Below are 24,253 nucleotides of genomic sequence, written 5' to 3' on the forward strand. Positions count from 1 at the left end.
GGCCCGGCCGCCCGGCCCTCACGCCTCCAGTTGGGCGGTGGTGCGGTGCAGCACCGCGGGGGCGCCCAGCAGCTCGGCCAGGTGGCGTTCCACCAGCGGGACGACCTCGGCCACCGGCACCGGACGCCCCAGCTCCCGCGACAGGTTCGTGGAGCCCACGTCCCGGATCCCGCACGGGACGATCCGGTCGAACCATGACAGGTCGTTGTCGCAGTTGATCTGGAAGCCGTGGATGGTGACGCCCCGGCGCACCCGCATCCCGATCGAGCCGAGCTTGCGGTCGGGCGCGCCCGGCACCCACAGCCCGCTGCGGCCCTCCACGAACTTGGTGGTCAGCCCGAACTCGGCGCAGACCGCCATCATCATGTGCTCCAGCACCCGCACCATGGCCACGCCGCCGGTGGAGTCGCGGAGCTTGACGATCGGGTAGCCGGTGAGCTGCCCGGGGCCGTGCCAGGTGATCTTCCCGCCGCGGTCCACGTCCACCACCGGGGCGCCGGGGTCGCCGAACGGCCGGTCCAGGGGCTCGGTGCGCTTGCCCGCCGTGTAGACGGGCTCGTGCTCCATCAGCAGGACGGTGTCGCCGATCTCGTCGTCGATCCGCCGCTGCTGGACCCGCTTCTGCAGGTCCCAGCCCTCCAGGTAGGGAACGGCCGCGCTCCCGAACCCGACGTGCACCACGACGAGGTCGCCGTCGTCCCTGCGGGGGTTGCGGACCGGCTCGGCGGTTTCCGGGGTCTCCGTGCCGGACTCGCGTACGTCTACGTCGCTCACGCCGCCCAGCTTATGCCGCCTGGTTGTTACCGGCCGGTCGCCGCCGGCGGGTCAGAGCGTGGCCAGCAGCCGCGGCTCGATCCGGACCTCCTTGGCGGTGCCCGGCCCGTCGGCCTGGACGTGGTAGGCCCCGGCCTCCTTGCGGTAGGACACCGCCTGCACGAACTCGGCGCCCACGTAGTGCAGCGCCACCGACTCGTCGGCGGCGTACCCGCCCGGCAGCCTGCCCTCCCCGACCAGCCGCTCCAGCAACGGCCGCCGCTGCGGCTCGCTGTCGTAGTGGACGCCGCACGAGTACGGCAGGAACCCCAGCCCGTCGGTGAGCGGGCTGAGCTGCGGGCCGAACGAGTCGGTGGTGCCGCCGACGTGCCAGCACAGCGCGCCCGCGCTCTGCCCCGACAGCACCACGCCCGCCTCCCACGCCTCCCGCATGACCTCGTCGAGGCCGTGCAGCCGCCACAGCGCCAGCAGGTTGGCGACGCTGCCCCCGGACACGTAGATCAGGTCCTGGGACAGCAGGTGCGCGCGCATGTCGGCGACGTTCGGCATCGGGAACAGCGCCAGATGGCTGACCTCCGCGTCCAGCCGGGAGAACCCGCTGTAGAACCGGGCGATGTACTCGGCCCCGTCGCCCACGGCCGTGGTCAGGAAGCACACCCGGGGGCGGTCCTGGCCGGTCAGGTCGAGGGCGTAGCGCAGCAGCGGGCTCGGCTTCACGCCGTACCTGCCGTCCGGGACGAAGGTCCCGCCGCCGATGGCCAAGATGTGCGGCTGTCCGTCTGTGCTCATTGCTCCCGGCGCTCCTCAGTGCAGTCGGCGCGTTTCTCAGGGTCACGGTACGGGTACCGTCGGCGACCGCAGGACGTTTTGGTGAATCTTGGGCCTCACAGGACCGCTTCGAGGGCCGACCCCAGGTCGCGGTGAGCGAAACGGAAGCCCGCCTCCTCCAGCCGGCGCGGCAGCACCCGCTGGCTGATCAGCGGTCCCTCGTCGGCGAAGTCCCGCAGCGCCAGCCGCAGCGCGAACGCCGGGACGGCCAGCGCCGCCGGACGGCGCACGGCCCGCGCGACCGCCCGGGTGTAGCCGGCGTTGGTGACGGGGGAGGGGCCGACGAGGTTGACCGGGCCGGAGATCTCGTGGTCGATCAGGAAGCGCAGCGCCGCGACCTCGTCGTCGGCGGAGATCCAGCTGACCCACTGGCGGCCGTCGCCGAGCCGGGCGCCGAGTCCCAGCCGGAACAGCGGCAGCACCCTGCCCAGCAGGCCGCCCCTCCCGTCCAGCACGATCCCGGTGCGGGCGTGCACGACCCGGACGCCCGCCCCGGCCGCCGGCCCCGCCGCGGCCTCCCAGTCCCGGACCAGCTCGGCGAGGAACCCGCGGCCCATCGGGGCGTCCTCGTCCACCTCGCGGTCCCCGGTGTCGCCGTAGAACCCGATCGCCGACCCCGACACCAGCACCCTCGGCCCGCGCGCGGCGCCCGCGACCGCCTCGGCCAGCGTCCGGGTGCCGAGCACGCGGCTGTCGCGGATCTCCCTCTTGTAGGACGCGGTCCACCGCCGGTCCCCGACGCCCGCGCCCGCCAGGTGCACGACCGCGTCGGAGCCCTCCACGGCGGCGGCGTCCACGGTGCCGCCCGCCGGGTCCCAGCGCGCCTCGTCCGGCCCGGACGGCTCGCGCCGCACCAGCCGCACCACCTCGTGCCCGTCGGCGCGCAGCGAGCGCACCAGGGCCGTCCCGATCAGTCCGGTCGAACCCGTGACCGTCACCCTCATATGCCGAGCCTAGGGGGCGGCGGATGGGTAACCTCCAGGACATGCCGAAGATCCCTTCTGCCGCCGTGGCCGCGTCCGGCCTCATCGGCGGATACGCCACCGCACGCTTCACCCGCCGCCGCGAACTGGGCGGCGCGGTCCTCGCCGCCGCGGGCGCCTGGTGCGCCCGGGACTGGGCGCGCACCGCCGGCCCGGTGCCCGCCGCGGCCCTCACCGCGATCTACCTGGGAGGCTTCGGCGGCTCCCACCCCCTGGCCAAGAGGACCGGCGCCTGGCCCGCCGTCCTGGGAGTGGCGGCCGTGTCGGCGGCCTCCGCCTACGCCGTCTCCGACCGCAGGTCCGAATGAGGCACGTGGGAGCCCCCGGCCCCATGGCCGGGGGCTCCCACGTGTGAAGGTCAGAACGACCGGTACTCGGGCCAGTCCCCGGTGGGGATCGAGAAGCCGAACGGCTCAGGGAGAAAGATCTTCTCGCCGTAGCGGCCGTCCGCCGCGATCTGGTAGCGGATCCAGCCGTCGGCCAGGGCGTGCAGCGTCCAGGTGCCGAGCTCCTGGTCGATCAGCAGATAGAGCGGAATCCCGGCCCTGGCGTACTGCTTGGGCTTGGTCTCCCGGTCGTTCAGCACGGTGTCAGGGGACTTCGGCGAGGTGACCTCGACGACCAGGGCGATTCCCTCCCGCTCCTCCTGCGCGGTGTGCGCGTCCCGGCGTGTCACCACCAGGTCGGGGATGTAGAAACGCCCGCTCTGGTCGGGAAGGTCCCACTGGAAGTTCTCGGAGTGCGTGGCCCAGTTGGTCGTGGTCTGGGAGGTGTAGAAGGCTCCCTTGATGGCGTCGACGACCGACTCGATGATCGACCGATGCTCGAAGCCCGCCGGCGCCATCACCAGCAGTACCCCCTCATCCACGTACTCGACCTTGTGGGTCTCCAGAAGCTGCTCCGCGTAGCTTCGTAGATCCAGAGCTCCGTCATCGTGGTTTCCGAGAGAGGGGGCGTGCTCGCTCACTGTGGTCGCCTCCGGTCGCCCTGCTGGGGTCGCTCTCCCAATGGTGTCACTCCCAGCATGCCGTAGACGGTACGGCCATGCATGTGTAAACACGGAGCCCCGCCACCCGGACGGGTGGCGGGGCTCCGTGGTGTTCGGGGTTCTCAGAGGCCGAGGTCGGCCTCGAAGTTGCCCTCCTCCAGGCGGTGCTTGATGGTGCCGAGGAAGCGGGCGGCGTCGGCGCCGTCGATGAGGCGGTGGTCGTAGGTCAGGGCCAGGTAGACCATGGACCGGACCGCGATGACCTCGCCCAGCTCGGGGTCGTCGATGACGGCGGGGCGCTTGACGACGGCGCCGGTGCCGAGCATGCCGACCTGCGGCTGGTTGAGGATCGGGGTGTCGAACAGGGCGCCGCGGCTGCCGGTGTTGGTCAGCGTGAAGGTGCCCCCGGCCAGCTCGTCGGGGCTGACCTTGTTGTCGCGGGTGCGGGCGGCGACGTCGGCGATCCGCTGCGCCAGCCCGCCCAGGTTGAGCTGGCCGGCGTTGTGGATGACCGGGACCATCAGGCCGCGCTCGGGCACGTCCACCGCGATGCCGAGGTTCTCGACGTCGTGGTAGGTGACCTCGTCGCCGTTGATGACCGCGTTCAGCTTCGGGTGCTGCTTGAGCGCCTCGACCGCCGCCAGCGCGAAGAACGGCAGGAACGACAGCTTGACGCCCTCGCGGGCCTCGAAGTCGGCCTTGGCGCGGTCCCGCAGCCGGGCGATCTTGGTGACGTCCACCTCGACCACGGTGGTCAGCTGCGCCGAGACCTGGAGCGACTCGACCATGCGGCGGGCGATGGTCTGCCGGATGCGGGACATCTTCTCGGTCTTGCCGCGCAGCGCCAGCTGCTCGGCGGGGGCGGCGGCCGGGGCCGGGCGGGCGGCGCGGGCCGGAGCCTGCTGCGCCGGGACGGCGGCGGGCGCGGCCGGGGCCGGGGCGGCGGGAGCCTGCTGGGCGGCCTGCTGCTTGGCGCGGGCGGCCTCCAGGACGTCCTGCTTGCGGATGCGGCCGCCGACGCCGGTGCCGGTGACCGAGTTGAGGTCGACGTCGTGCTCGGCGGCGAGCTTGCGCACCAGCGGGGTGACGTACGGGCCGTCCGCGGACGGGGCCTGCTCCTGCTTGGGCGCCTCGGCCTGCGGGGCCGGCTGCGGCGACGCCTGCGGGGCGGGCTGCGCGGCCGGGGCGGGCTCGGGCGCCGACTGCTGCTGGGCCGGGGGCGGCCACGCCGACGGCGGCGGGGCCTGCTGGGCCTGCTGGCGCTCGGGCTCCGGCTCGGGCTCGGCGGCCTGCTCCTCGGGCTGCTCGGCGGCCTGCTCCTCGGCCTGCGGGGCGGACTCGGGCGCCGGGGCGTCGCCCTCGTCACCGATGATCGCCAGTTCGGCGCCGACCTCGACGGTCTCGTCCTCGGCGACGGTGATGCGGGTCAGGATGCCCGACGCGGGCGAAGGGATCTCGGTGTCGACCTTGTCGGTCGACACTTCGAGAAGCGGCTCGTCGGTCTCGACGCGCTCACCCTCCTTCTTCAGCCAGCGGGTGACGGTGCCCTCGGTGACGCTCTCGCCGAGCTGGGGCATGGTGACGGAGACCGGCATGGCTCTCAGCGACTCCTTCGAATTCGAATATTGCGTGCGGGCGATGGATCAGCCGTGCACGTGCAGCGGCTTGCCGGCGAGGGCGAGATGGGCCTCGCCGACCGCCTCGGACTGCGTCGGGTGGGCATGGATCAGCTCCGCGACCTCGTCGGGGAGGGCCTCCCAGTTGTAGATGAGCTGGCCCTCGGTGACGAGTTCGCCGACGCGCGCGCCGACCATGTGGACGCCGAGGACGGGACCGTCCACGGCGGCGATCACCTTGACCTCGCCCTGCGTCCCCAGGATCTTGCTCTTGGGGTTGCCTGCCAGGTCGTAGGTGACCTCCCTGATCTCGATTCCGCGCTCCCGCGCCGTCGCGGTGGTGATGCCCACCGAGGCGACCTCGGGGTCGGAGTAGGTGATGCGGGGGACCCCGTCGTAGTCGATCGGCCGCGGGTCGAGCCCGCCCAGCCGTTCGGCCACCAGGATGCCCTCGGCGAAACCGACGTGCGCCAGCTGCAGGGTCGGGATCAGGTCCCCGACCGCCGAGATGGTGGGCACGCTGGTGCGGCAGAACCGGTCCACCTTCACGAAGCCGCGTTCGGTCTCGACGCCGACCTCCTCCAGGCCGATGCCCTCGGAGACGGGGCCGCGTCCGACCGCGACCAGCAGCAGCTCGGCCTCCAGGGTCCTACCGCCCTCCAGCGACACCGAAACGCCGCCGTCGGTGGTCTTGACGCCCTCGAAGCGGGTGCCGAGCTCGTACTTGACGCCGCGTTTGCGGAAGGCGCGCTCCAGGCGCTTGGAGCTGGACTCCTCCTCCAGCGGCAGCAGGTGGGGCAGTGCCTCCACGATGGTGACCTCGGCCCCGAACGACCGCCACACGCTGGCGAACTCGACGCCGATGACGCCGCCGCCCAGGATGACGACCGACGCGGGGACGCGGTCCAGCGTGAGGGCGTGGTCGCTGGAGATGACGCGTTCGCCGTCGATCTCCAGGCCGGGCAGGGACCGCGGGGAGGAGCCGGTGGCCAGCACGATGTGCCCGCCCTCCAGGTCGCGGGCGGTGCCGTCGGCGGCGGTCACGCGGACGGTGGTGGGCCCGGTGAGCCGGCCCTCACCCTCGACGATCTCGATGCCCTTGGATTTGATCAGCCCGGTGAGGCCCTTGACCGTGGTGGACACGATCCGGTCCTTGTAGGCGTGCACGCCCGCGACGTCGATCCCCTCGAACGACGCCCTGATCCCGAACCTGGCGGCCTCCCGCGTCTGGTCGGCGACCTCGGCGGCGTGCAGCAGCGCCTTGGTGGGGATGCATCCGCGGTTCAGGCAGGTGCCGCCCAGGGCGTCGCGCTCGACGAGGGCGACGGTCTTGCCGAGTTCCGCGGCGCGCAGCGCGCACGCGTAACCGCCGCTGCCACCACCCAGGACGACGATGTCGAAGGTGCCGTTGGCCACTGGACGCTCCCTTTCCGGAATCCGCGCTCTGAAGTCGAGCCCCGGCGGGGGGCCCGGGCGGCTGCGCCCCGGCCCCGTCGCCAAGAGAAATCTATTCGCTTGTCAGGTCCGGCGACACCGGGCCCGCGTCACAGCGTTCCGCCGGACGGAAGGGAGACCGGTCACAGGTTCCCGGCGGCCAGCTCCTCGGCCAGCCGGACCAGGGTGCGGGTCGCGGCGCCGGTGCCGCCCTTGGGGGTGTAGCCGTAGGGCTCGCCCTTGTTGAACGAGGGCCCGGCGATGTCCAGGTGCGCCCACCGCACGCCGTCCGGCACGAACTCCTGGAGGAACACGCCCGCGGTCAGCATGCCGCCCCAGCGGTCGCCGCTGATGTTGGCGATGTCGGCGACCGAGGAGTCCAGGCCCTTGCGCAGCTCGGCCGGGAGCGGCATGCCCCAGGACGGCTCGCCCGCCTCGTCGGCGGCGGCGACCACGCGCTCGCGCAGCGCGTCGTCGTTGGCCATGACGCCGGCGGTGCGGGTGCCGAGGGCGACGAGCTGGGCGCCGGTCAGGGTGGCGACGTCCACCAGGACGTCGGGGGCGTCCTCGCCGGAGCGCACCAGCGCGTCGGCCATGACCAGGCGGCCCTCGGCGTCGGTGTTGAGGACCTCGACGGTCCTGCCGCCGTAGATGCGGATCACGTCGGAGGGACGCTGCGCGGTGCCCGAGGGCATGTTCTCGGCGAGCGCCAGGTAGCCGACGACGTTGACCTTGGGGCCGAGCTTGGCGATGGCCGACATCGCGCCCAGCACCGCGCCCGCGCCGCCCATGTCGGACTTCATCCAGTCCATGGCGTCGGCGGGCTTGAGGGACAGGCCGCCGGAGTCGAAGGTGATGCCCTTGCCGACCAGCGCCAGGGTCCGGGTCGCCTCGGGGTGGGTGTAGGCGAGGCGGACCAGGCGGGGCGGGTTGGCCGAGCCCTGGCCGACGCCGACGATGCCGCCGTAGCCGCCCTCGACCAGCGCCTTCTCGTCCAGGATCTCGACGTCCAGGCCGGTGTCGGCGGCGACGCGCGCGGCGGTGTCGGCGAAGTCCTCGGGGGACAGGTCCGACGGCGGGGTGTTGACCAGGTCGCGGACCAGGGCGACGGCCTGCGCGACGGTCTCGGCGCGGGCGGCCGCGACGGCGCCGTCGGCGGTCCGCACGCCCGTCAGGATGATCTCTCCCACCGGGTCCGGCCGGTCGTCGGTCCGGTAGGCGGTGAACGCGTAGTTGCCCAGCAGCGCGCCGAGCGCGACGGCCTCGGCCTCGGCGACGGAGGCGGCGGGCAGCGCCACGGCGACCCGGGCGGAGCCGGCCAGGGCCCGCAGGCCCGCCCCGGCGGCGCGGCGCAGCGCCTCGGCGTCGACGTCCTCGCCCAGCCCGACGGCGACCACGACGGGGGCGGGGACCGCGCCCAGCGTCGGGAGCTTGGTGACCTCACCGGCCTTGCCGGTGGCGCCCAGCGACTTCAGCGCCGCCGCGAGCCGGCCGTCGAGGGCCTGGTCGAGACCCTCCGCGCCGGCGGCCGGCGTGACGCCGGAGTCCGCGGGGGCGACGCCGATCACGATCGCGTCGACATCGAGGGTGTTCGGGGCTGCGCTGTCAAGACTGATGGTCGTCACGTAGTCCGATGTTAGTCCTCCTGGTGACCGGTTTCGCCCTTTTGGATCAAGCATTGCCTTGCCCCGCCGCAGGCCGGCGCGCGGCCGGGTGGACGTCCGGATTCCGGCGGGGCCGGAGCACCCGGCGTCCGCCGCATGGGCCCGGGGCGGCGGAACGGCGGCCGGGCGGCGCGTCGGCGCTGGTCGGAGCCGATTTCCCGGATTCGCGGGTGGCGTGTCCCCGCCTTTGTCCGACTATTCCGACTCGCTTGGCAGGTTATAGGTGTGACCAGGACGGACAACGCCGCGGACCCGTCCCGCGAGGTGCGTGTCGCCGTGGCCCGCGGCTTGGCCGCCGCCGGTCCGGACCGTCCGCCGCGCCCTCGCCGGGGACGTCCGGGGATCAGGCGGCGGCCAGGACGACCAGGGCGGCCGTCGTGGCGATCTCCACCAGCGCGCCCAGCACGTCGCCGGTGACCCCGCCGAGTCGCCGCACCGCGCGGCGCAGCGTCAGCAGCGCCGCCGCCAGGCCGGCGGCCACCGCCGCCACCGCGAACGGTCCCGCCGCGACGGCGGCGGCGATGACGACCGCCGTGACCAGGACCGCCGCGCGAGTGGGGACGGTTCCGGCGACCAGGGCGCCGAGCCCGCCCGGACGGGCGGCGGGAACGCCCGTCCGGCACGCCCAGGGCAGGGCCAGGCGGCCCGTCACGGCGGCGACCAGGGCGGCCACGGGGGCGTTCGGGGCCGAGGCCAGGGCCGCGACCTGGACCAGCAGGGTCAGCAGGAGCGTCACGACGCCGAACGGGCCGATGTCGGAACGCTTCATGATCGCCAGGGCCTCGGCGGCGGGCCGGCCGCTGCCCAGGCCGTCGGCCAGGTCGGCCAGGCCGTCCAGGTGCAGGGCGCGGGTCAGGGCCGCGGACGCGGCGACCGCCAGCGCGGCGCCGAGCAGGGGCGACAGGCCCGCGGCGCCGCCCGCCAGCAGGACCAGGGCGGCGGCCCCGCCGACGACCAGGCCGGTCGCGGGGGCCAGCAGCATCGCGCGGCGGCCGGTCGCGCGGTCCACCGGGCCCGTGCGCAGCCGGACGACCGTCAGCAGCGGGACGGCCAGGCGCAAGCCGTCCAGCCAGCCGGTCACGCGAGCTCCACCACGCGGCCCGCCACGACCAGTGCCGCCTCCTCGGACTCGGCGACGAGCCGCTGGTTGAGGCGGCCGAGGGCGTCGGCGAACGCGCGTCCCGCCCGGTGGGCCGACACCAGCGAGAGCCCCACCTCGTCGCTGACGGCGATCACCTGGGCGGAGGTGGCGCGCCAGGCGGCGACCAGGGCGTCCAGGCGCGGCGCGACGGCCGCGGGGTCCTCCCACGCGCCGGTCTCGTCCATCACGGCGGCCAGCCAGGTGCCGATCCCGTCGATCAGCAGCGCGCCCCTCGCCGACTCCAGCAGCGGCGGCAGGTCGACGGTCTCCACCGTCCGCCACCAGTCCGGGCGCCGCCGGCGGTGCGCCTCCACGCGGGCCGTCCACTCGGCGTCATCGGGGCGGTCCGGGCCGGTCGCCACGTAGGTGACGTCGGGGTGGCCCATCAGCCGCAGCTCGGCCTCGGCCGACTTGCCCGAACGCGACCCGCCCAGCAGGACGGTGCGCCAGGGGCCGCCCGGCGGGCGCGACCAGAAACCCGTCCGGCGTTCCAGCTCGGCGGGGGAGGGCACGCGGTGGTCGACGTACAGGGCGTGGATCTCGGTCCGGTCCGTCACCGCCCCCGCCCGGCGCAGCCGCCCCAGGTGCCCGGGGGCGCCGACCAGATCGAGCAGGACGGTCTCGTAGACCGCGCCGGGCGCGGGCTCGGGGCACTGGCCCGGCCCGCCCGCCACCAGGAGGCGGCCCGCCACGTCGTGGCCGCCGGGGACCGCCCGGCCCCGCGGGTGCGCCGCCGGCGGGACGCCGTCCACCAGGACGCGGGCGGGCGCGTGCCGGATCCCGGCGGCGCGCAGCCGGTTGCAGGAGGCGCAGCCGCAGCCCTCGGCGGGCCAGCCGTCCGGTCCCGCCACTCCACGGAGCTCCAGTTCCATAATGATCGGAGAGCTTAGGGGCGGCGGCGCGTAGGCTCGCCGCGACGAGGGAGGTCGGGATGGCGTGGAGCTGGCGGCTGGAACGGGCCGACGGGCAGACGGTGGGCACGTCGGATGAGACGTTCACCACCCAGGCCGACGCCGAGACGTGGGTCGGCGAGAAGTGGCGCGCGCTGCGCGAGGAGGGCGTCGCGCAGGTGTCGCTGCTGGACGGCGACAAGGTCGTCTACACGATGAGCCTGGCCGACCCGCGGTGACCCCGCGGTGACCCCGCGGTGACGGCGCGGGCCCGGCCTCCCCGGCCGGGCCCGCGCCGCGGGACCGCCCGCCTCAGGGGCGCTCGGACGGGCTGACGGTCAGGGCCGGGTCGCGGATCACGACGTCGCCCAGCACGTCGTCGATGCGCTTGAGCACCTCGGCCTCCAGCGTCACCCCGGCGGCCTTCACGTTGTCGCGGACCTGCTCGGGGCGGGACGCCCCGACGATCGCGGCGGACACGTTCGGGTTCTGCAGGGTCCAGGCGATCGCGAGCTGCGCCATGGTCAGGCCCAGCTCGTCGGCGATCGGCCGCAGGTTCTGCACGCGGGTCAGCAGGTCGTCGTCCAGGAACCGGCGGATCATGTCCGCGCCGCCCTTGCCGTCGGTGGCGCGCGACCCCTCCGGCAGCGGCCGCCCCGGCTGGTACTTGCCGGTCAGCACCCCCTGGGCGATGGGCGACCAGACGATCTGGCCCACGCCCTCGCGCTCGCAGAGCGGGACGACCTCCTCCTCGATGACCCGCCACAGCATCGAGTACTGCGGCTGGCTGGAGACGATCCGGTCGAAGCCCATCTCGTCGGCGATCTTGAGAGCGCGCTCGATCTCCTCGGCCCGCCACTCCGACACCCCGACGTACAGCACCTTGCCCTGCCGCACCAGGTCGTCGAACGCCCGCAGGGTCTCCTCCAGCGGCGTCTCGTAGTCGAAGCGGTGCGCCTGGTACAGGTCCACGTAGTCGGTCTGCAGGCGGCGCAGCGAGCCGTGCAGCGACTCCATGATGTGCTTGCGCGACAGGCCCCGGTCGTTGGGGCCGGGGCCGGTGGGCCAGTAGACCTTGGTGAAGATCTCCAGACCCTCGCGCCGCTGCCCCTTCAGGGCCCGGCCCAGCACCTCCTCGGCGCGGGTGCCCGCGTACACGTCGGCGGTGTCGAAGGTGGTGATCCCCTCGTCGAGCGCCGCCGCCACGCAGTCGCGGGCGGCGTCCTCCTCGACCTGCGAACCGTGGGTGAGCCAGTTCCCGTAGGCGATCTCACTGATCTTCAGGCCGCTGCGGCCCAGTCGTCGGAACTCCATGCCGCCGACCCTAGCCGCCGATCCGCGAAGCCGATCAACCCCGCGGACCGGACCCCGTCGATCAGATCTTGTCCTTCTCGCCCAGCTTCACCTGCGGGGCGGGCATCCGCAGCCGGCGGATCTGCATCGCGCGCATCGCCGCGTACAGCCCGACGCCCTTGGCGTCCTCGTCCGGGAAGCGCTCGGCGGCCAGCCGCTTGACCCCGCGGCTGATCCAGAAGCCCTCGATGAAGACCGCGGCCAGCAGCACCGGCGGCACCAGCAGGCCGATCAGCCGGGCGATCGCCACCGGTGTCAGGCTCAGCACCACCACCGCGAACATGATGTACATCAGGTACGAGCCGATGGTGCGGCGGGAGTCCACGTAGTCACGGGCCATCCGGCGCACGGGACCGCGGTCGCGCTTGAGGAGGTACTTGTCGTCCCCTCGCAACATCCCCTCGCGCTGCTTGGCGCGTTCGGCGGCCTGCTTCTCGCGCAGCTTCCGATAGGCCTCCTTGCGCGTGTTGGGCGCGGTGATGGGCTGTCGGCGGCGCTTCTCAGCCTCGGAACGCTTGGGCGTGGGGCGCCCCTTTCCTCCCGGCTTTACTACCTGAGGAGGATTTTCGGGGGCTTCCTGGGTACGACGTCGGAACACGAGGTTCAGCCTACCGGCTGCGAACATCGTGGCTGCCTCGCGCGTTACAGCGTAGGGTGATATGAACCCCAGCAGTGGTCATAGAGCCCAGTTTCTGTACTGAGCGCACACGAAGGGACCGGCGCCGCGCGATGAGCGTGATGAAGCGAATGTCGATGATCTTTAAGTCCAAGGCGAACAAGACCCTGGACAGGATGGAAGATCCGCGCGAGACCCTTGACTACTCCTACCAGCGTCAGCTTGAGATGCTGCAGAAGGTCCGCCGGGGCGTCGCCGACGTCGCGACCTCGCGCAAGCGCCTGGAACTGCAGATCAACGGCCTGGAGCGCGAGCAGGACAAGCGCACCGAGCAGGCCCGCAAGGCGTTGCAGGTGGGCCGGGAGGACCTGGCGCGCGAGGCGTTGCAGTCCAAGTCGGTGCTGGAGGCCCAGCTCGTCGACCTGCGGGCGCAGTACGAGCAGTTGCAGGGCGAGGAGGAGAAGCTGACGCTGGCCTCCCAGCGCCTGCAGGCCAAGGTCGACTCCTTCCGCACCCGCAAGGAGACCATCAAGGCCACCTACACCGCCGCCGAGGCGCAGACGAAGATCAACGAGGCGTTCACCGGCATCTCCGAGGAGATGGGCGACGTCGGCCTGGCGATCCAGCGCGCCGAGGAGAAGACCGAGAACATGAAGGCCCGCGCCGGGGCCATCGACGAGCTGCTGGCCTCCGGGGCCCTGGAGGACTACTCCGGGCCCAAGGACCACATCCAGGCCGAGCTGGACCGCATGGGCGCCACCGGCGGCGTGGACCTGGAGCTGGAGCGGATGAAGGCCGAGCTCGGCCAGGGCCCCGCGCCCAAGGAGCTCAACCCCGGCGCCCAGCAGTCCCAGCCGCAGGCGCAGTCCCAGCCCGGCTACCAGCAGGACCAGCAGGGTTACCCGCAGGCGCACCCGCAGCAGGGCTACCCGCAGCAGCCGGGGGGCCACCAGTGATCGTCCGGATCATGAGCGAGGGCCAGTTCGACGTGGCCCCGGCCGACCTGGCCGCGCTCAACGCGCTCGACGACGCCCTGGAGGCGGCGATCGAGAGCGGCGACGAGGCGACCTTCCGCAAGGCGCTGCACGCGCTGCTGGACGACGTCCGCAAGGTCGGCAAGGAGCTGCCGCCCGACAGCCTGGAGCCGTCGGAGCTGATCCTGCCGCCCGCGGACGCCGACATCGACGAGGTCCGGCAGATGCTCGGCGACAGCGGGCTGATCCCCGACTGACGCGGAAAGTGTGACGCGGGGCACCACCGCGTTCCCCTGCGCGTCCTACCGTCCTGGGAGAGACGGACCGCAGGGGGACCGATGGGGTCGCCGTTCACCGACCGGCACTTCGAGCCGGACGCGGCGCTGTACCGCCGCATGTTCTTCACGATGGCGCTGGTGGCCGGTGTCTACGCCGCCGCCGTGCTGCCCTTCTTCCTGGTGGGCGGCCCCCTGTGGGGGCTGGCCGCCGTCGCCGCCGCCGTCGCGTCGGCGGTGGTCCAGTGCCGCTGGGCCGACCGCTTCGTGCTGTGGGCGACGGGGGCCCGCGAGGTGACCGCCGCCGCCGAACCGGAGCTGCACGCGCTCGTCGACCGCCTGTGCGTCTCCGCCGGGCTGCCCAAACCCCGGGTGGCGGTGGCCGCGACCCCGGTGCCCAACGCGTTCGCCGCCGGGTCCGGTCCGGGTTCGGCGATCATCTGCGTCACCGACGGCCTGCGCGACGCCCTCGGCCCGGCCGGGCTGAACGCCGTCCTCGGCCACGAGATCGCGCACATCCGCAACCGGGACGTGCTGATCGCCGGGATCGCGGTCTTCCCCTGCCTGTGCGCGGACCTGTTCCTGGGGTTCTGGACGGGGCTGCTGCGGCCGCGGGGACCGCTGGGCCCGTTCGGGACGGCGCTGGCGGTGCCGCTGCTCCCGCTCGCCGTGGCCGCCGCCGCGCTGTACGCCGCCGGGCTGGTCACGAGCATGGCGCTGTCGCGGCACCGCGAGCTGTGCGCCGACGCCACCGGAACGCTGCTGACCGGCCGCCCCACCGATCTGGCGGCCGCCCTCGGCAGGCTCGACGACGAGGTGCGGGACGCGGACGCCGCCGACCGGCGGGCGCTGCGCCCGGTCAGCGGCCTGTGCGTGGTCCCGGTGCGGGGCCGCCGCCGGGACGCGGCCGGGCTGTTGTCCAGCCATCCCACGCTGGCGCGGCGCGTCGCCCGGCTCACGTTGATCTCCCGCCGGCTGGCGGCGGGCGGGCGGTGACCCGGATGCGCCCGCCCCTGCCCGGCCTTCTCGGCCGCGCCTTCCCCGGCCGGCCGGACCCGCCGCGCCCCGCCGCCGAAGGCCTCCACCGCCTGGTCTCCGCGCTGCCCGCGCTGACCGCCGGGACCGGGTTCGTCCCGACCGGCGCCGGGGCGGTCTGCTACCGGCTCGTCGAGGGCGGCGCGTTCGGAGCGTTCGCCGGGACGCGGCGGGAGCTGGACCGGCTGCTGGGCGGCGGCCCGGACACCGAGGTGACCGAGAGCCCCTACGGGCACGCCTGGACGCGGCTGCGCCGCCCGCCCGAGGACTTCGCCCGGCTGGTGGCCGACCTGTACCTGGTGCGGTCCACGCTGGAGCAGGCCGGGTTCGGCGCGTACCTGCTGTACGCGGCGGTCGGGTTCCGCCGGCGGGACCGGCAGTGCCTCTCCCTGGTCCACCTGCCGTCGCGGGGCACGTTCTACCCGTTCGCGCCCCGCCCCGGCGGGCGCCGGGAGCGCCGCCGCAACAACGCCGTGGAGGCCGCGGCGCGCGAGGCCGTCGCCGGTGAGCTGCCCGTCGAGACCGACACCGGCCGCTGGTTCCCCCTGTGGGACGCCCCCGCCCTCGACTGAGGACGGGGGCGCGAGGTCCCGGCGTTCCCCGGCTAGGGGAGGGCCAGCATCTGGTCCAGCGCCACGCGCGCGTAGTGGGCCGTCTCCTCGTCCACCCGGATCACGTTCGCGACCTCGCCGCGGACCAGCGACTCCAGCGACCAGACCAGGTGCGGCAGGTCGATGCGGTTCATCGTCGAGCAGAAGCACACGGCCTTGTCCAGGAACATCACGTTCTTGTCCGGGTGCGCGTTCGCCAGCCGCTTGACCAGGTTCAGCTCGGTGCCGATCGCCCACGACGACCCGGCCGGGGCCGCCTCCAGCGTCCTGATGATGAACTCGGTGGAGCCGATCAGGTCGGCGTTGGTGACGACCTCGTGCCGGCACTCGGGGTGGACCAGCACGTTGACGCCGGGAACGCGGGCCCGCACGTCGTCCACCGACTCCTTGGTGAAGCGGCCGTGGACCGAGCAGTGCCCCTTCCACAGGATCATCTTCGCGTCCCGCAGCTGTTGCTGCGACAGCCCGCCCTCGGGCCGGTGCGGGCTGTAGACCACGCAGTCGTCCAGGGAGAAGCCCATCTCCAGCACGGCCGTGTTGCGGCCCAGGTGCTGGTCGGGCAGGAACAGCACCTTCTTGCCCCTGGAGTAGGCCCAGTCCAGTGCCCGCTTGGCGTTGGAGGAGGTGCACACCACACCGCCGTGACGGCCCACGAACGCCTTGATGTCGGCCGAGGAGTTCATGTACGTGACGGGCACCACGTCGTCGGCGATCCCGGCGTCCTCCAGGACCTCCCAGCACTCCTCGACCTGGTCGAACGTCGCCATGTCCGCCATCGAGCAGCCCGCCGCCAGGTCGGGCAGCACGACCTGCTGGTGGTCGGCGGTGAGGATGTCGGCGGACTCGGCCATGAAGTGCACGCCGCAGAACACGATGTAGGGCGCCTCGGGCCGGGCCGCCGCCTGCTGGGCCAGCTTGAACGAGTCGCCGGTCACGTCCGCGAACTGGATGACCTCGTCGCGCTGGTAGTGGTGGCCCAGCACGAACACCCGGTCGCCGAGCGCGGCCTTGGCGGCGCGGGCCCGCTCCACCAGGTCCGGGTCCGAGGCGGGCGGCAGCTCGCCGGGGCAGTCCACGCCGCGCTCGCTGGCGGGGTCGGAACCGGCGCCGAGCAGCAGCAGCGGCAGGTCGCGCGCCGGGGCGCCGGGAACCGGCCCGGTGGTGCGCTCAGGGGTGACGGTCACGGGAGTCTCCCTCCTGCGACGGGGGACTTATCGTCGCTTTGACGACTAATCATCGCACACCCGGCGGGTGCTCCCGTCCGCCGGGGGTCCGGATCGCGAAAGCCTCCCGGGAAGCGGAATGAGCCGCACGCGAGGTACGTTGTCCACGGGAAGAGGCGCACGCCGTCTCCGTGCAACGCGACAGACAGCCGCCGCAGGCGGCGCAGCAAGTGACCCGGGAGCTGAACACATGACGGTTTCAGGCGAGACCACGCAGGAGACCACGCAGCAGGGCGTCGTCCTGACCGACGCCGCCGCCGAGAAGGCCCGCGGCCTGCTCGAGCAGGAGGGGCGTGACGACCTCGCGCTGCGTGTCGCCGTGCAGCCCGGCGGCTGCTCCGGTCTGATCTACCAGCTGTTCTTCGACGAGCGGGAGATGGACGGCGACCAGGTGCAGGACTTCGGCGGCCTCAGTGTCCGGGTGGACCGGATGAGCGCCCCCTACCTGCAGGGCGCCACGATCGACTTCGTGGACACGATCGAGAAGCAGGGCTTCACGATCGACAACCCGAACGCCTCGGGCTCCTGCGCCTGCGGCGACTCCTTCAACTAGACTGGCGGGCGGACGCGGACCCTCGGGTCCGCCGGAGCCTTCGAGCGGCCCGGACGATCTGTCCGGGCCGCTCTTTTCCTGTGCCCCTTACCCCGCCGGGGGGTGCGCGTGCGCGGTGTCCCGTGGTGCCATGGCAAGTAGGCTTTGCCCGCCCGCCCCCTGCCGGGGTCGAACCACAGCCGGACATACAGCCGGACGACACCAGAGGAGAGCGACGCCGTGCGCATCGCCGTGACCGGTTCCATCGCGACCGACCACCTGATGACCTTCCCCGGACGGTTCACCGACCAGCTCATGCCCGACCAGCTCGACCGCGTGTCGCTGTCGTTCCTGGTCGACGAGCTGGAGGTGCGGCGCGGCGGCATCGCCGCCAACATCTGCTTCGGCATGGGCAGTCTCGGCAAGGAGTCCATCCTGGTCGGCGCGGTCGGCGACGACTTCGCCGACTACCGGTCCTGGCTGGAGCGCCACAAGGTGGACACCGCCTCGGTGCACGTGTCGGAGCTGCGGCACACCGCCCGCTTCCTGTGCACCACCGACCAGGACCAGAACCAGATCGCCAGCTTCTACGCCGGCGCGATGAGCGAGGCCCGCGAGATCGAGCTCGGCCCGGTCGCCGACCGCGTGGGCGGCCTTGACCTGGTGCTGGTCAGCCCCAACGACCCCCTGGCGATGGTGCGGCACAGCGAGGAGTGCCGCACCCGGGGCATCCCGTTCGCCGCCGACCCCTCCCAGCAGCTGGCCCGCATGGACGGCGAGGACGTGCGCAGCCTCGTCGACGGCGCGGCCTACCTGTTCACCAACGAGTACGAGAAGGCCCTCTGCGAGCAGAAGACCGGCTGGAGCGACGCCGAGATCCTCGACCGGGTCGGCATCCGCGTCACCACGCTGGGCGCCAAGGGCGTGGTCATCGACCGCCGGGGCCAGGAGGGCCTGCACGTCCCGGCCGTCCCGGTGGAGAAGGTCGTGGACCCGACCGGCGGCGGCGACGCGTTCCGCGCCGGGTTCCTCACCGCGACCGCCTGGGGCCTGTCGCTGGAGCGCTCGGCCCAGGTCGGCAACCTGATCGCCGCCCACGTGCTGGAGACCGCCGGCCCGCAGGAGTACAAGCTGGGCCGCCGCCGGTTCCTGGACCGCTTCGCCGCCGCCTACGGCCAGGACGCCGCCGACGAGGTCGCCCCGCACCTCGGCTGCGCCAACCCCTGATCCGCGACACCGCGCGGCGAAGGCCGCGTCCCCGCGGGGACGCGGCCTTCGCCGTCGGCGCGGGCGTCAGTACATGCGGCGGATGTGGAAGCCCCAGCCGCCCTGGGGGAGGGTCTCCTCCCAGACGAACTCCTGGGACTTCATCCGGCACCAGGCCGGGATGTCGGTGCGGGCGGCCACGTCGTCGGCCCACACGGACACGACCTCGTTGACCGGCACCTCGCGGATCCGCTCGGCCAGCATGATGATCGGGATCGGGCACTTGCGGCCCAGCGCGTCGATCACCAGGAACGGCGGCGGACCCGCGGGCTGCGGCGCCGGCTGCTCGGCCGGTGCCTGACGGGCGTCCTCGCGACGCGCACGGCCTCGGAACCTCATGGGCGCGTCCGCCTCCCTGTTCTGCTGTCCGACGGGGTGTTCGGGGCGGGGGTGCTCGGGGCGGGGATGGTCACCGGGCGGTCACCCCGGCGGCCCGGCGCAGCCGGGCGACGGCGTCGGGGAGCACGGCCAGGAACCGGTCCACGTCGTCCGACTTCGCGCCACGCGGCAGCGATACCCGGACGTTCCCATGGGTAATCACCCCCATCGCCTCCAAGACGTGACTGGGACGCAGCGTATCGGCCGTGCAGGAGCTTCCGGACGAGACCGCGAAACCCAGCCGGTCCAGCTCGGTCAGCAGCGCCTCGCCCGGCACGTACAGGCAGGAGAACGTGACCAGGTGCGGCAGCCGCCGCACCGGGTCCCCGACCACCTCCACGTCGGCGACCGTCCGCGGCACCGTCTCCCGGATCCGGTCCACCAGCGCCGACAGGCGGGGCGCGTCGGCGGCCATCTCCGACCGGAACGCCTCCAGCGCCGCCGCGGCGGCGACCGCGCCCGGCACGTTCTCGAAGCCCGGCACGCGGCGGCCCTCGCGTTCGTCCTCGGGCAGCGGCGACCGCCAGCGCACGCCCTTGCGGACCACCAGCACGCCCACCCCGGGCGGGCCGCCCCACTTGTGGGCGCTGGCCGTCAGCACCGACCAGCCCTCGGGGACGTCGGCCCGCCCCACCGACTGCGCGGCGTCCACCAGCAGCGGCACCCGCGCCGCCCGGCACGCCTCGGCGACCTCGGCGACCGGCTGGACCGTCCCGACCTCGTGGTTGGCCGACTGGAGGCAGGCCAGCGCCGTGTCGGGCCGCAGCGCCGCCGCGAACTCCGCCGGGTCCACCCGCCCGGCGCGGTCCACGCCCACGACGGTGACCCGGCCGCCGTCGCGCTCGTGCTGCTGGGCGGTGTGCAGCACGCTGGAGTGCTCCACCGCGCCCACCACCAGGTGGCCGCCGACACGCCGACGGGCCTGCAGGGAGCCGAGCATCCCCAGCTGGACCGCCTGGGTGCCCGAGGAGGTGAACGCCACCTCGTCGGGCCGGACCCCCAGCACCCCGGCCACCCGGGCGCGGGCCTGGTCCAGCATCATCCGGGAGCCGCGCGCCGCGCCGTACAGCCGCGCGGGGTCGGCCCAGCCGGCGTCCAGCGCGGACAGCAGCGCCGCCCGCGCCGCGGGATGCGGCGGCTCGGTGGAGGCGGCGTCGAGGTAGACGCCGGGGGCGGAGAAGTTGGCCACGCCAGAACACTAACCGGGTACCCAGGACGGGGGTGCCGGGACCCTCGCGCTAATGTGTCCCCCAAACGTGTAACAACTGATCTCTCTGCCCGGGAGTTCCCTGGGCTCTCATCCGTGGGGAAGGCATTCCGTGAGTCCGACCCGCTCTAGGGAGCGGCGTACGCCTGTGCGCAGTCGCCGCGCATTGAAAAGCGCCGGCGCGCTGGGCCTGCTGGCGCTGACCGCCACCGCGTGCAGCGGCGAGATGTCCCGCCTGGGCATGCCCGAGCCGATCAGTGACCAGGCCGAGCGCATGCTGAAGCTCTGGCAGGGCTCCTGGATCGCTGCGTTCGCCGTCGGTGCCGTCGTCTGGGGACTGATCCTCTGGGCGGTGCTGTTCCACCGCAAGCGCTCCGACGACCTGCCGCCGCAGGTGCGCTACAACATGCCCATCGAGATCCTCTACACGGCCGTGCCGTTCGTGATCATCGGTGTGCTGTTCTTCTTCACCGCCCGCGACGAGGCCTACGTCGAGAAGCTCACCGACAAGCCGGATGTCACCGTCGATGTGATCGGCTTCCAGTGGAGCTGGCAGTTCGACTACAAGTCGGGGCCGGAGAAGAACGCCTCGACCGTCGCGTCGGTCGTCGGTGTCCCGGTGGCTCCGAACGCCCCCACGGGGGCCAAGCCGGTCATGACCATCCCGGCGGGCAAGAAGGTGCGCGTGCGGCTGCACGCCAACGACGTCATCCACTCGTTCTGGGTGCCGGCGCTCCTCTACAAGAAGGACGTCATGCCCGGCTACACGAACGAGTTCGAGTTCACGGCGAAGAAGACGGGAACGTACGAGGGCCGCTGCGCCGAGCTCTGCGGCGTCGACCACAGCCGGATGCTGTTCCAGCTCCGGGTCGTGACGCCCGAGCAGTACCAGACGTTCCTTGACGACGCCAAGGCCAAGGCCGCGGGAGGCGCCAAGTGACCGCGATCAGTCACGCTCCGAGCGCGCCGGTCACCGCGTCGCGGACCTCCAAGGGGCGTCTCATCGCCAGCTGGATGTCCTCGACCGACCACAAGGTGATCGGCTATCTCTACCTGATCACCTCTTTCTTCATGTTCCTCATCGGCGGCGTCATGGCGCTGCTGATGCGTGCCGAGCTGTACAAGCCCGGCATGCAGGTGATGAGCAACGAGCAGTTCAACCAGTTGTTCACCATGCACGGCACCGTGATGCTGCTGATGTTCGCGACGCCGCTGTTCGCGGGCTTCGCCAACGTCATCATGCCGCTGCAGATCGGCGCCCCCGACGTGGCGTTCCCGCGCATGAACATGCTGGCCTACTGGCTGTTCCTGTTCGGGAGCCTGATCGCGCTGTCGGGCTTCCTCACCCCGAACGGCGCCGCCAGCTTCGGGTGGTTCGCCTACGCCCCGCTGTCGGACGCGGTGCGCTCCCCGGGCATCGGCGGTGACCTGTGGGTCATGGGCCTCGGCATGTCGGGCTTCGGCACGATCATGGGCGCGGTCAACTTCATCACCACGATCCTGTGCATGCGCGCGCCGGGCATGACCATGTTCCGGATGCCGATCTTCACCTGGAACATCCTGCTCACCTCGATCCTGGTGCTGCTGGCCTTCCCGGTGCTGGCCGCCGCCCTGCTGGCCCTGGAGGCCGACCGCAAGCTGGGCGCCCACGTCTTCGACGCCGCGCACGGCGGCGCGCTGCTGTGGCAGCACCTGTTCTGGTTCTTCGGCCACCCCGAGGTGTACATCATCGCGCTGCCGTTCTTCGGCATCGTGACCGAGATCTTCCCGGTCTTCTCGCGCAAGCCGATCTTCGGCTACATCGGCCTGGTCTTCGCGACCATCACCATCGCCGGTCTGTCGATCACCGTGTGGGCGCACCACATGTTCGTCACCGGCCAGGTGCTGCTGCCGTTCTTCTCGTTCATGACGTTCCTCATCGCCGTGCCCACGGGGGTGAAGTTCTTCAACTGGGTGGGAACCATCTGGCGAGGGCAACTGACGTTCGAGTCGCCGATGCTGTGGTCGCTGGGCTTCCTGGTCACCTTCCTGTTCGGTGGCCTGACCGGCGTCATCCTGGCCTCGCCGCCCATGGACTTCCAGCTGTCGGACTCCTACTTCGTGGTGGCGCACTTCCACTACGTCGTGTTCGGCACCGTGGTGTTCGCGATGTTCGCGGGCTTCTACTTCTGGTGGCCGAAGTTCACCGGCAAGATGCTGAACGACCGCCTCGGCAAGATCCACTTCTGGCTGCTGTTCATCGGCTTCCACGGCACCTTCCTGGTGCAGCACTGGCTGGGCGCCGCCGGCATGCCGCGCCGGTACGCCGACTACCCCGACGAGTTCGTCGGCATGAACCAGATCTCCACGGTCTTCTCGTTCCTCCTCGGCTGCTCGCTCCTGCCGTTCTTCTACAACGTGTACATCACGTACAAGAAGGGCAAGAAGGTCGAGGTCGACGACCCGTGGGGCTACGGCGGCTCGCTGGAGTGGGCCACCTCGTGCCCGCCGCCGCGGCACAACTTCAACTCGATCCCCAAGATCCGCTCCGAGCGCCCGGCGTTCGACCTGCACCACCCGCACGTGGGCGCCAAGGGCGAGATCTCGGCGGCCGACGCCCGCGCCGCCGCGGTCGGGTCGGGCGCCTCGGACGAACAGAAGCTCAAGGGGGACTAGCCGATGCGCGTTCAGGCGTTCATGTTCTACGGGTGCGCGCTGTTCTTCCTCGCCACCGACGTCGTGTACTGGCTGTGGTCCAAGGACTGGACCGGCACCACGGCGATGGCCCTGGCCGTCGGCCTGGCGGGTCTGATCGGGTTCTACATCCACTTCACGATCCGCCGCCTGGAAGCCGCCAACGGCGGCCCGCTGTACGAGGACGACCCCGAGGGCGACATCGCGCAGGCGGCCGGCGAGCTGGGCTTCTTCAGCCCGCACAGCTGGTGGCCGCTGTTCGTGGGCCTGTCGGCCGCCGCCATCACGCTCGGCGTGGTGTTCGGCTGGTGGCTGGTGCTCGCGGGCAGCGCCGCGATGCTGATGTCCGTGATCGGTCTGGTCTTCGAGTACTACCGGGGCCACTTCAGCCACTGATCGGCAAAGGATCCCCAGGGGGCCGGTGTCCCGCGTTCACGCGGGCGCCGGCCCCCTTCATAATGGGCGACGACCATGGTGTTCACGCCATGGAGTCAGGTCATTTCACACGGTGACGGCCCGGGGGGTTGACGGTGCGCGGCGGGGGATCGGAAGCGACGGACCGCGGGCGGCTGCCCGCCGCCCTGCTGCTCGCGGCGGCCATGGCGGCCGGCGCCGCGGGCTGCACCGGCAGCGACGCGGAGATGGCCGACAACTCCGTCCGGCTGGAGGTCGCGCCCCCGCACGACAGCGACGACCTGCGGCCCGACAGCCCCGTGACGGTGCGGGCCCGCAACGGCACGCTCGAGAACGTCACCGTCACGACCAAGGGCGACCCCGTCGAGGGGTCGCTGAACGCCGACCGGACCGAGTGGCGCGCGACGTGGACGTTGCAGCCCGACACCCGGTACGCGGTGATGGCGACCGCGCTGGGCCGCGACGGCAGGACGCGGACCGCCACCAGCCGGTTCCGCACCGCCAAGGCCGACCAGGTCGTCGCCACGACGATCGAGGCGCCCTACGACAGGGAGACCGTCGGCGTCGGCATCCCGATCGTGCTGCGGTTCGACCGGGAGATCGCCGACCGGGCGGCCGTGGAACGGGCCCTGGAGGTGCGGTCGGCCAAGCCGGTCGAGGGGGCCTGGCACTGGTTCGGCAACCAGACCGTCGTGTTCCGGACCAGGAAGCACTGGCCGCGGCACACCGACGCCTCGTTCACCGCCCACCTGGCCGGGGTGCGGACCTCCAAGGGCACCTGGGGCGGGCGGAACCAGACGGTGCGGTTCCGCATCGGCGACGAGCACATCACCAAGGCCAGCGAGAACACCCACGAGATGGTCGTCCGCAAGAACGGCAGGGTCGTACGGCGGATGCCGATCAGCATGGGCAAGGGCGGGCGGCTCAAGTACGTCACCACCAACGGCGAGCACCTGACCATGGACAAGGAGAACCCGGTCGTCATGGACTCCTCCACGGTGGGGTGTCCTCCCGGCTGCCCGGACTACTACCGCCAGGTCGTCTACTCGGCCGTGCGGATCTCCAACAGCGGCGAGTACGTGCACAGCGCGCCCTGGTCGGTGGGGTCGCAGGGCAACTCCAACGTCAGCCACGGCTGCGTCAACGCCAGCCCGGCCGACGCGCGCTGGTTCTACGACTTCTCCTACCGGGGCGACCCCTTCAAGGTCACCGGGACGATCCGGGAGCTGGAGCCGGAGAACGGCTGGGGCTACTGGCAGCTCGACTGGGACGACTGGGCCAAGGGCAGCGCCCTCAAGCGGTCCCTGAAGATCGGGCCTGAGGGCACCACCCCCGTGCCGCTCACCTGAGCCCCGGACGCCCCCCAGCGGCCCTCAGG

The 24,253-nt window shown here is 72.5% G+C and carries 26 protein-coding genes; 12 read left to right on the top strand and 14 right to left on the bottom strand.

What is annotated here, in order from left to right:
- Positions 1 to 18: 18 nt before the first annotated feature.
- From lipB to HNR61_RS36980, 3 genes are all read right to left on the bottom strand, one after another.
- On the bottom strand, positions 19 to 774 hold the full coding sequence (gene lipB / locus HNR61_RS36970) for a lipoyl(octanoyl) transferase LipB (protein WP_083999913.1): 756 nt from the start codon (positions 772 to 774) through the stop codon (positions 19 to 21).
- A 51-nt stretch (positions 775 to 825) separates the two neighbouring features.
- A complete protein-coding gene (locus tag HNR61_RS36975; RefSeq protein WP_182847787.1) occupies positions 826 to 1,563 on the bottom strand; it encodes a Type 1 glutamine amidotransferase-like domain-containing protein in 738 nt (245 codons plus the stop codon).
- A gap of 95 nt (positions 1,564 to 1,658) precedes the next feature.
- Positions 1,659 to 2,546, bottom strand: a complete 888-nt coding sequence (locus HNR61_RS36980) for a TIGR01777 family oxidoreductase (protein WP_182847788.1) — start codon at positions 2,544 to 2,546, stop codon at positions 1,659 to 1,661.
- Positions 2,547 to 2,587: 41 nt separating this feature from the next.
- Between HNR61_RS36980 and HNR61_RS36985 the strand changes: the two genes are divergently transcribed.
- Positions 2,588 to 2,893, top strand: coding sequence for a hypothetical protein (locus HNR61_RS36985; protein WP_067820027.1), 306 nt, complete (start codon positions 2,588 to 2,590; stop codon positions 2,891 to 2,893).
- Positions 2,894 to 2,943: 50 nt separating this feature from the next.
- On the opposite strand, the gene HNR61_RS36990 is transcribed toward HNR61_RS36985, so the two are convergent.
- The 6 genes from HNR61_RS36990 to HNR61_RS37015 all read right to left on the bottom strand — a co-directional run bounded on the left by HNR61_RS36990 (position 2,944) and on the right by HNR61_RS37015 (position 10,279).
- Positions 2,944 to 3,645: a Uma2 family endonuclease gene (locus tag HNR61_RS36990; protein ID WP_312898280.1), complete on the bottom strand. Its 702-nt coding sequence runs from the start codon at positions 3,643 to 3,645 to the stop codon at positions 2,944 to 2,946.
- 50 nt (positions 3,646 to 3,695) lie between these two features.
- Positions 3,696 to 5,168 (bottom strand): 2-oxoglutarate dehydrogenase, E2 component, dihydrolipoamide succinyltransferase, encoded by a 1,473-nt coding sequence (gene sucB / locus HNR61_RS36995; RefSeq protein ID WP_182847790.1) that lies wholly within the window; start codon positions 5,166 to 5,168, stop codon positions 3,696 to 3,698.
- Positions 5,169 to 5,216: 48 nt separating this feature from the next.
- Positions 5,217 to 6,605 (bottom strand): dihydrolipoyl dehydrogenase, encoded by a 1,389-nt coding sequence (gene lpdA / locus HNR61_RS37000; protein ID WP_182847791.1) that lies wholly within the window; start codon positions 6,603 to 6,605, stop codon positions 5,217 to 5,219.
- A gap of 161 nt (positions 6,606 to 6,766) precedes the next feature.
- The gene (locus HNR61_RS37005) at positions 6,767 to 8,302 is read right to left on the bottom strand and encodes a leucyl aminopeptidase (protein WP_182847792.1); all 1,536 of its coding nucleotides are present in this window, start codon (positions 8,300 to 8,302) and stop codon (positions 6,767 to 6,769) included.
- 328 nt (positions 8,303 to 8,630) lie between these two features.
- On the bottom strand, positions 8,631 to 9,368 hold the full coding sequence (locus HNR61_RS37010; protein WP_312898282.1) for an adenosylcobinamide-GDP ribazoletransferase: 738 nt from the start codon (positions 9,366 to 9,368) through the stop codon (positions 8,631 to 8,633).
- Positions 9,365 to 10,279: a bifunctional adenosylcobinamide kinase/adenosylcobinamide-phosphate guanylyltransferase gene (locus HNR61_RS37015; protein WP_312898283.1), complete on the bottom strand. Its 915-nt coding sequence runs from the start codon at positions 10,277 to 10,279 to the stop codon at positions 9,365 to 9,367. Before HNR61_RS37015 ends, HNR61_RS37010 begins: the two co-directional genes overlap by 4 nt.
- Before the next feature lie 80 nt (positions 10,280 to 10,359).
- Here HNR61_RS37015 and HNR61_RS37020 point away from each other — a divergent pair, with 80 nt between their 5' ends.
- A complete protein-coding gene (locus HNR61_RS37020) occupies positions 10,360 to 10,557 on the top strand; it encodes a YegP family protein (protein WP_067830635.1) in 198 nt (65 codons plus the stop codon).
- Positions 10,558 to 10,630: 73 nt separating this feature from the next.
- Here the strand turns inward: HNR61_RS37020 and HNR61_RS37025 are convergent, their stop codons facing one another.
- Together HNR61_RS37025 and HNR61_RS37030 are read right to left on the bottom strand one after the other, a co-directional pair.
- The gene (locus tag HNR61_RS37025; RefSeq protein ID WP_182847794.1) at positions 10,631 to 11,632 is read right to left on the bottom strand and encodes an aldo/keto reductase family protein; all 1,002 of its coding nucleotides are present in this window, start codon (positions 11,630 to 11,632) and stop codon (positions 10,631 to 10,633) included.
- Between the two features lie 61 nt (positions 11,633 to 11,693).
- The gene (locus HNR61_RS37030) at positions 11,694 to 12,269 is read right to left on the bottom strand and encodes a DUF3043 domain-containing protein (protein WP_312898284.1); all 576 of its coding nucleotides are present in this window, start codon (positions 12,267 to 12,269) and stop codon (positions 11,694 to 11,696) included.
- A gap of 149 nt (positions 12,270 to 12,418) precedes the next feature.
- Here HNR61_RS37030 and HNR61_RS37035 point away from each other — a divergent pair, with 149 nt between their 5' ends.
- From HNR61_RS37035 to pspAB, 4 genes are all read left to right on the top strand, one after another.
- Positions 12,419 to 13,243, top strand: coding sequence for a PspA/IM30 family protein (locus tag HNR61_RS37035; protein WP_182847796.1), 825 nt, complete (start codon positions 12,419 to 12,421; stop codon positions 13,241 to 13,243).
- A complete protein-coding gene (pspAA, locus tag HNR61_RS37040) occupies positions 13,240 to 13,518 on the top strand; it encodes a PspA-associated protein PspAA (protein WP_182847797.1) in 279 nt (92 codons plus the stop codon). The genes HNR61_RS37035 and pspAA overlap by 4 nt, the downstream gene beginning before the upstream one ends.
- Positions 13,519 to 13,599: 81 nt before the next feature.
- Complete coding sequence (locus HNR61_RS37045; protein ID WP_182847798.1) at positions 13,600 to 14,532, top strand: M48 family metalloprotease; 933 nt, start codon at positions 13,600 to 13,602, stop codon at positions 14,530 to 14,532.
- Positions 14,533 to 14,537: 5 nt separating this feature from the next.
- Positions 14,538 to 15,143: a PspA-associated protein PspAB gene (gene pspAB / locus HNR61_RS37050; RefSeq protein WP_182847799.1), complete on the top strand. Its 606-nt coding sequence runs from the start codon at positions 14,538 to 14,540 to the stop codon at positions 15,141 to 15,143.
- A gap of 32 nt (positions 15,144 to 15,175) precedes the next feature.
- On the opposite strand, the gene nadA is transcribed toward pspAB, so the two are convergent.
- Positions 15,176 to 16,366, bottom strand: a complete 1,191-nt coding sequence (nadA, locus tag HNR61_RS37055; protein WP_182847800.1) for a quinolinate synthase NadA — start codon at positions 16,364 to 16,366, stop codon at positions 15,176 to 15,178.
- Between the two features lie 229 nt (positions 16,367 to 16,595).
- Here nadA and HNR61_RS37060 point away from each other — a divergent pair, with 229 nt between their 5' ends.
- Together HNR61_RS37060 and HNR61_RS37065 are read left to right on the top strand one after the other, a co-directional pair.
- Complete coding sequence (locus HNR61_RS37060) at positions 16,596 to 16,958, top strand: HesB/IscA family protein (RefSeq protein WP_067830654.1); 363 nt, start codon at positions 16,596 to 16,598, stop codon at positions 16,956 to 16,958.
- Between the two features lie 219 nt (positions 16,959 to 17,177).
- A complete protein-coding gene (locus HNR61_RS37065; RefSeq protein ID WP_182847801.1) occupies positions 17,178 to 18,164 on the top strand; it encodes a carbohydrate kinase family protein in 987 nt (328 codons plus the stop codon).
- Between the two features lie 66 nt (positions 18,165 to 18,230).
- Here the strand turns inward: HNR61_RS37065 and HNR61_RS37070 are convergent, their stop codons facing one another.
- Together HNR61_RS37070 and HNR61_RS37075 are read right to left on the bottom strand one after the other, a co-directional pair.
- Positions 18,231 to 18,542: a sulfurtransferase TusA family protein gene (locus tag HNR61_RS37070; protein WP_182847802.1), complete on the bottom strand. Its 312-nt coding sequence runs from the start codon at positions 18,540 to 18,542 to the stop codon at positions 18,231 to 18,233.
- Positions 18,543 to 18,612: 70 nt separating this feature from the next.
- Positions 18,613 to 19,770 carry a cysteine desulfurase family protein gene (locus HNR61_RS37075; protein ID WP_182847803.1) on the bottom strand — a complete coding sequence of 386 codons (1,158 nt, stop codon included), beginning with the start codon at positions 19,768 to 19,770 and terminating at the stop codon, positions 18,613 to 18,615.
- Positions 19,771 to 19,936: 166 nt separating this feature from the next.
- Between HNR61_RS37075 and ctaC the strand changes: the two genes are divergently transcribed.
- The 4 genes from ctaC (at position 19,937) to HNR61_RS37095 (ending at position 24,224) form a co-directional block, all read left to right on the top strand.
- The gene (ctaC, locus tag HNR61_RS37080) at positions 19,937 to 20,728 is read left to right on the top strand and encodes an aa3-type cytochrome oxidase subunit II (protein ID WP_312898285.1); all 792 of its coding nucleotides are present in this window, start codon (positions 19,937 to 19,939) and stop codon (positions 20,726 to 20,728) included.
- Complete coding sequence (gene ctaD, locus HNR61_RS37085; protein WP_446678442.1) at positions 20,725 to 22,443, top strand: aa3-type cytochrome oxidase subunit I; 1,719 nt, start codon at positions 20,725 to 20,727, stop codon at positions 22,441 to 22,443. Before ctaC ends, ctaD begins: the two co-directional genes overlap by 4 nt.
- 3 nt (positions 22,444 to 22,446) lie before the next feature.
- Complete coding sequence (locus tag HNR61_RS37090; RefSeq protein ID WP_182847804.1) at positions 22,447 to 22,857, top strand: cytochrome c oxidase subunit 4; 411 nt, start codon at positions 22,447 to 22,449, stop codon at positions 22,855 to 22,857.
- 134 nt (positions 22,858 to 22,991) lie between these two features.
- Positions 22,992 to 24,224, top strand: coding sequence for a L,D-transpeptidase (locus HNR61_RS37095; protein ID WP_312898286.1), 1,233 nt, complete (start codon positions 22,992 to 22,994; stop codon positions 24,222 to 24,224).
- Positions 24,225 to 24,253 lie beyond the last annotated feature (29 nt).

Source organism: Actinomadura kijaniata (assembly GCF_014138665.1).
GTDB lineage: Bacteria > Actinomycetota > Actinomycetes > Streptosporangiales > Streptosporangiaceae > Spirillospora > Spirillospora kijaniata.

Excerpts from the sequence above, each read along its gene's own strand:
- HNR61_RS36975 (WP_182847787.1), bottom strand. The coding sequence starts at position 1,563 with ATGAGCACAGACGGACAGCCGCACATCTTGGCCATCGGCGGCGGGACC.
- HNR61_RS36980 (WP_182847788.1), bottom strand. The coding sequence starts at position 2,546 with ATGAGGGTGACGGTCACGGGTTCGACCGGACTGATCGGGACGGCCCTG.
- HNR61_RS36985 (WP_067820027.1), top strand. The coding sequence starts at position 2,588 with ATGCCGAAGATCCCTTCTGCCGCCGTGGCCGCGTCCGGCCTCATCGGC.
- sucB (WP_182847790.1), bottom strand. The coding sequence starts at position 5,168 with ATGCCGGTCTCCGTCACCATGCCCCAGCTCGGCGAGAGCGTCACCGAG.
- HNR61_RS37005 (WP_182847792.1), bottom strand. The coding sequence starts at position 8,302 with ATGCTTGATCCAAAAGGGCGAAACCGGTCACCAGGAGGACTAACATCG.
- HNR61_RS37020 (WP_067830635.1), top strand. The coding sequence starts at position 10,360 with ATGGCGTGGAGCTGGCGGCTGGAACGGGCCGACGGGCAGACGGTGGGC.
- HNR61_RS37025 (WP_182847794.1), bottom strand. The coding sequence starts at position 11,632 with ATGGAGTTCCGACGACTGGGCCGCAGCGGCCTGAAGATCAGTGAGATC.
- HNR61_RS37035 (WP_182847796.1), top strand. The coding sequence starts at position 12,419 with ATGTCGATGATCTTTAAGTCCAAGGCGAACAAGACCCTGGACAGGATG.
- HNR61_RS37045 (WP_182847798.1), top strand. The coding sequence starts at position 13,600 with ATGGGGTCGCCGTTCACCGACCGGCACTTCGAGCCGGACGCGGCGCTG.
- pspAB (WP_182847799.1), top strand. The coding sequence starts at position 14,538 with ATGCGCCCGCCCCTGCCCGGCCTTCTCGGCCGCGCCTTCCCCGGCCGG.
- HNR61_RS37060 (WP_067830654.1), top strand. The coding sequence starts at position 16,596 with ATGACGGTTTCAGGCGAGACCACGCAGGAGACCACGCAGCAGGGCGTC.
- HNR61_RS37070 (WP_182847802.1), bottom strand. The coding sequence starts at position 18,542 with ATGAGGTTCCGAGGCCGTGCGCGTCGCGAGGACGCCCGTCAGGCACCG.
- HNR61_RS37090 (WP_182847804.1), top strand. The coding sequence starts at position 22,447 with ATGCGCGTTCAGGCGTTCATGTTCTACGGGTGCGCGCTGTTCTTCCTC.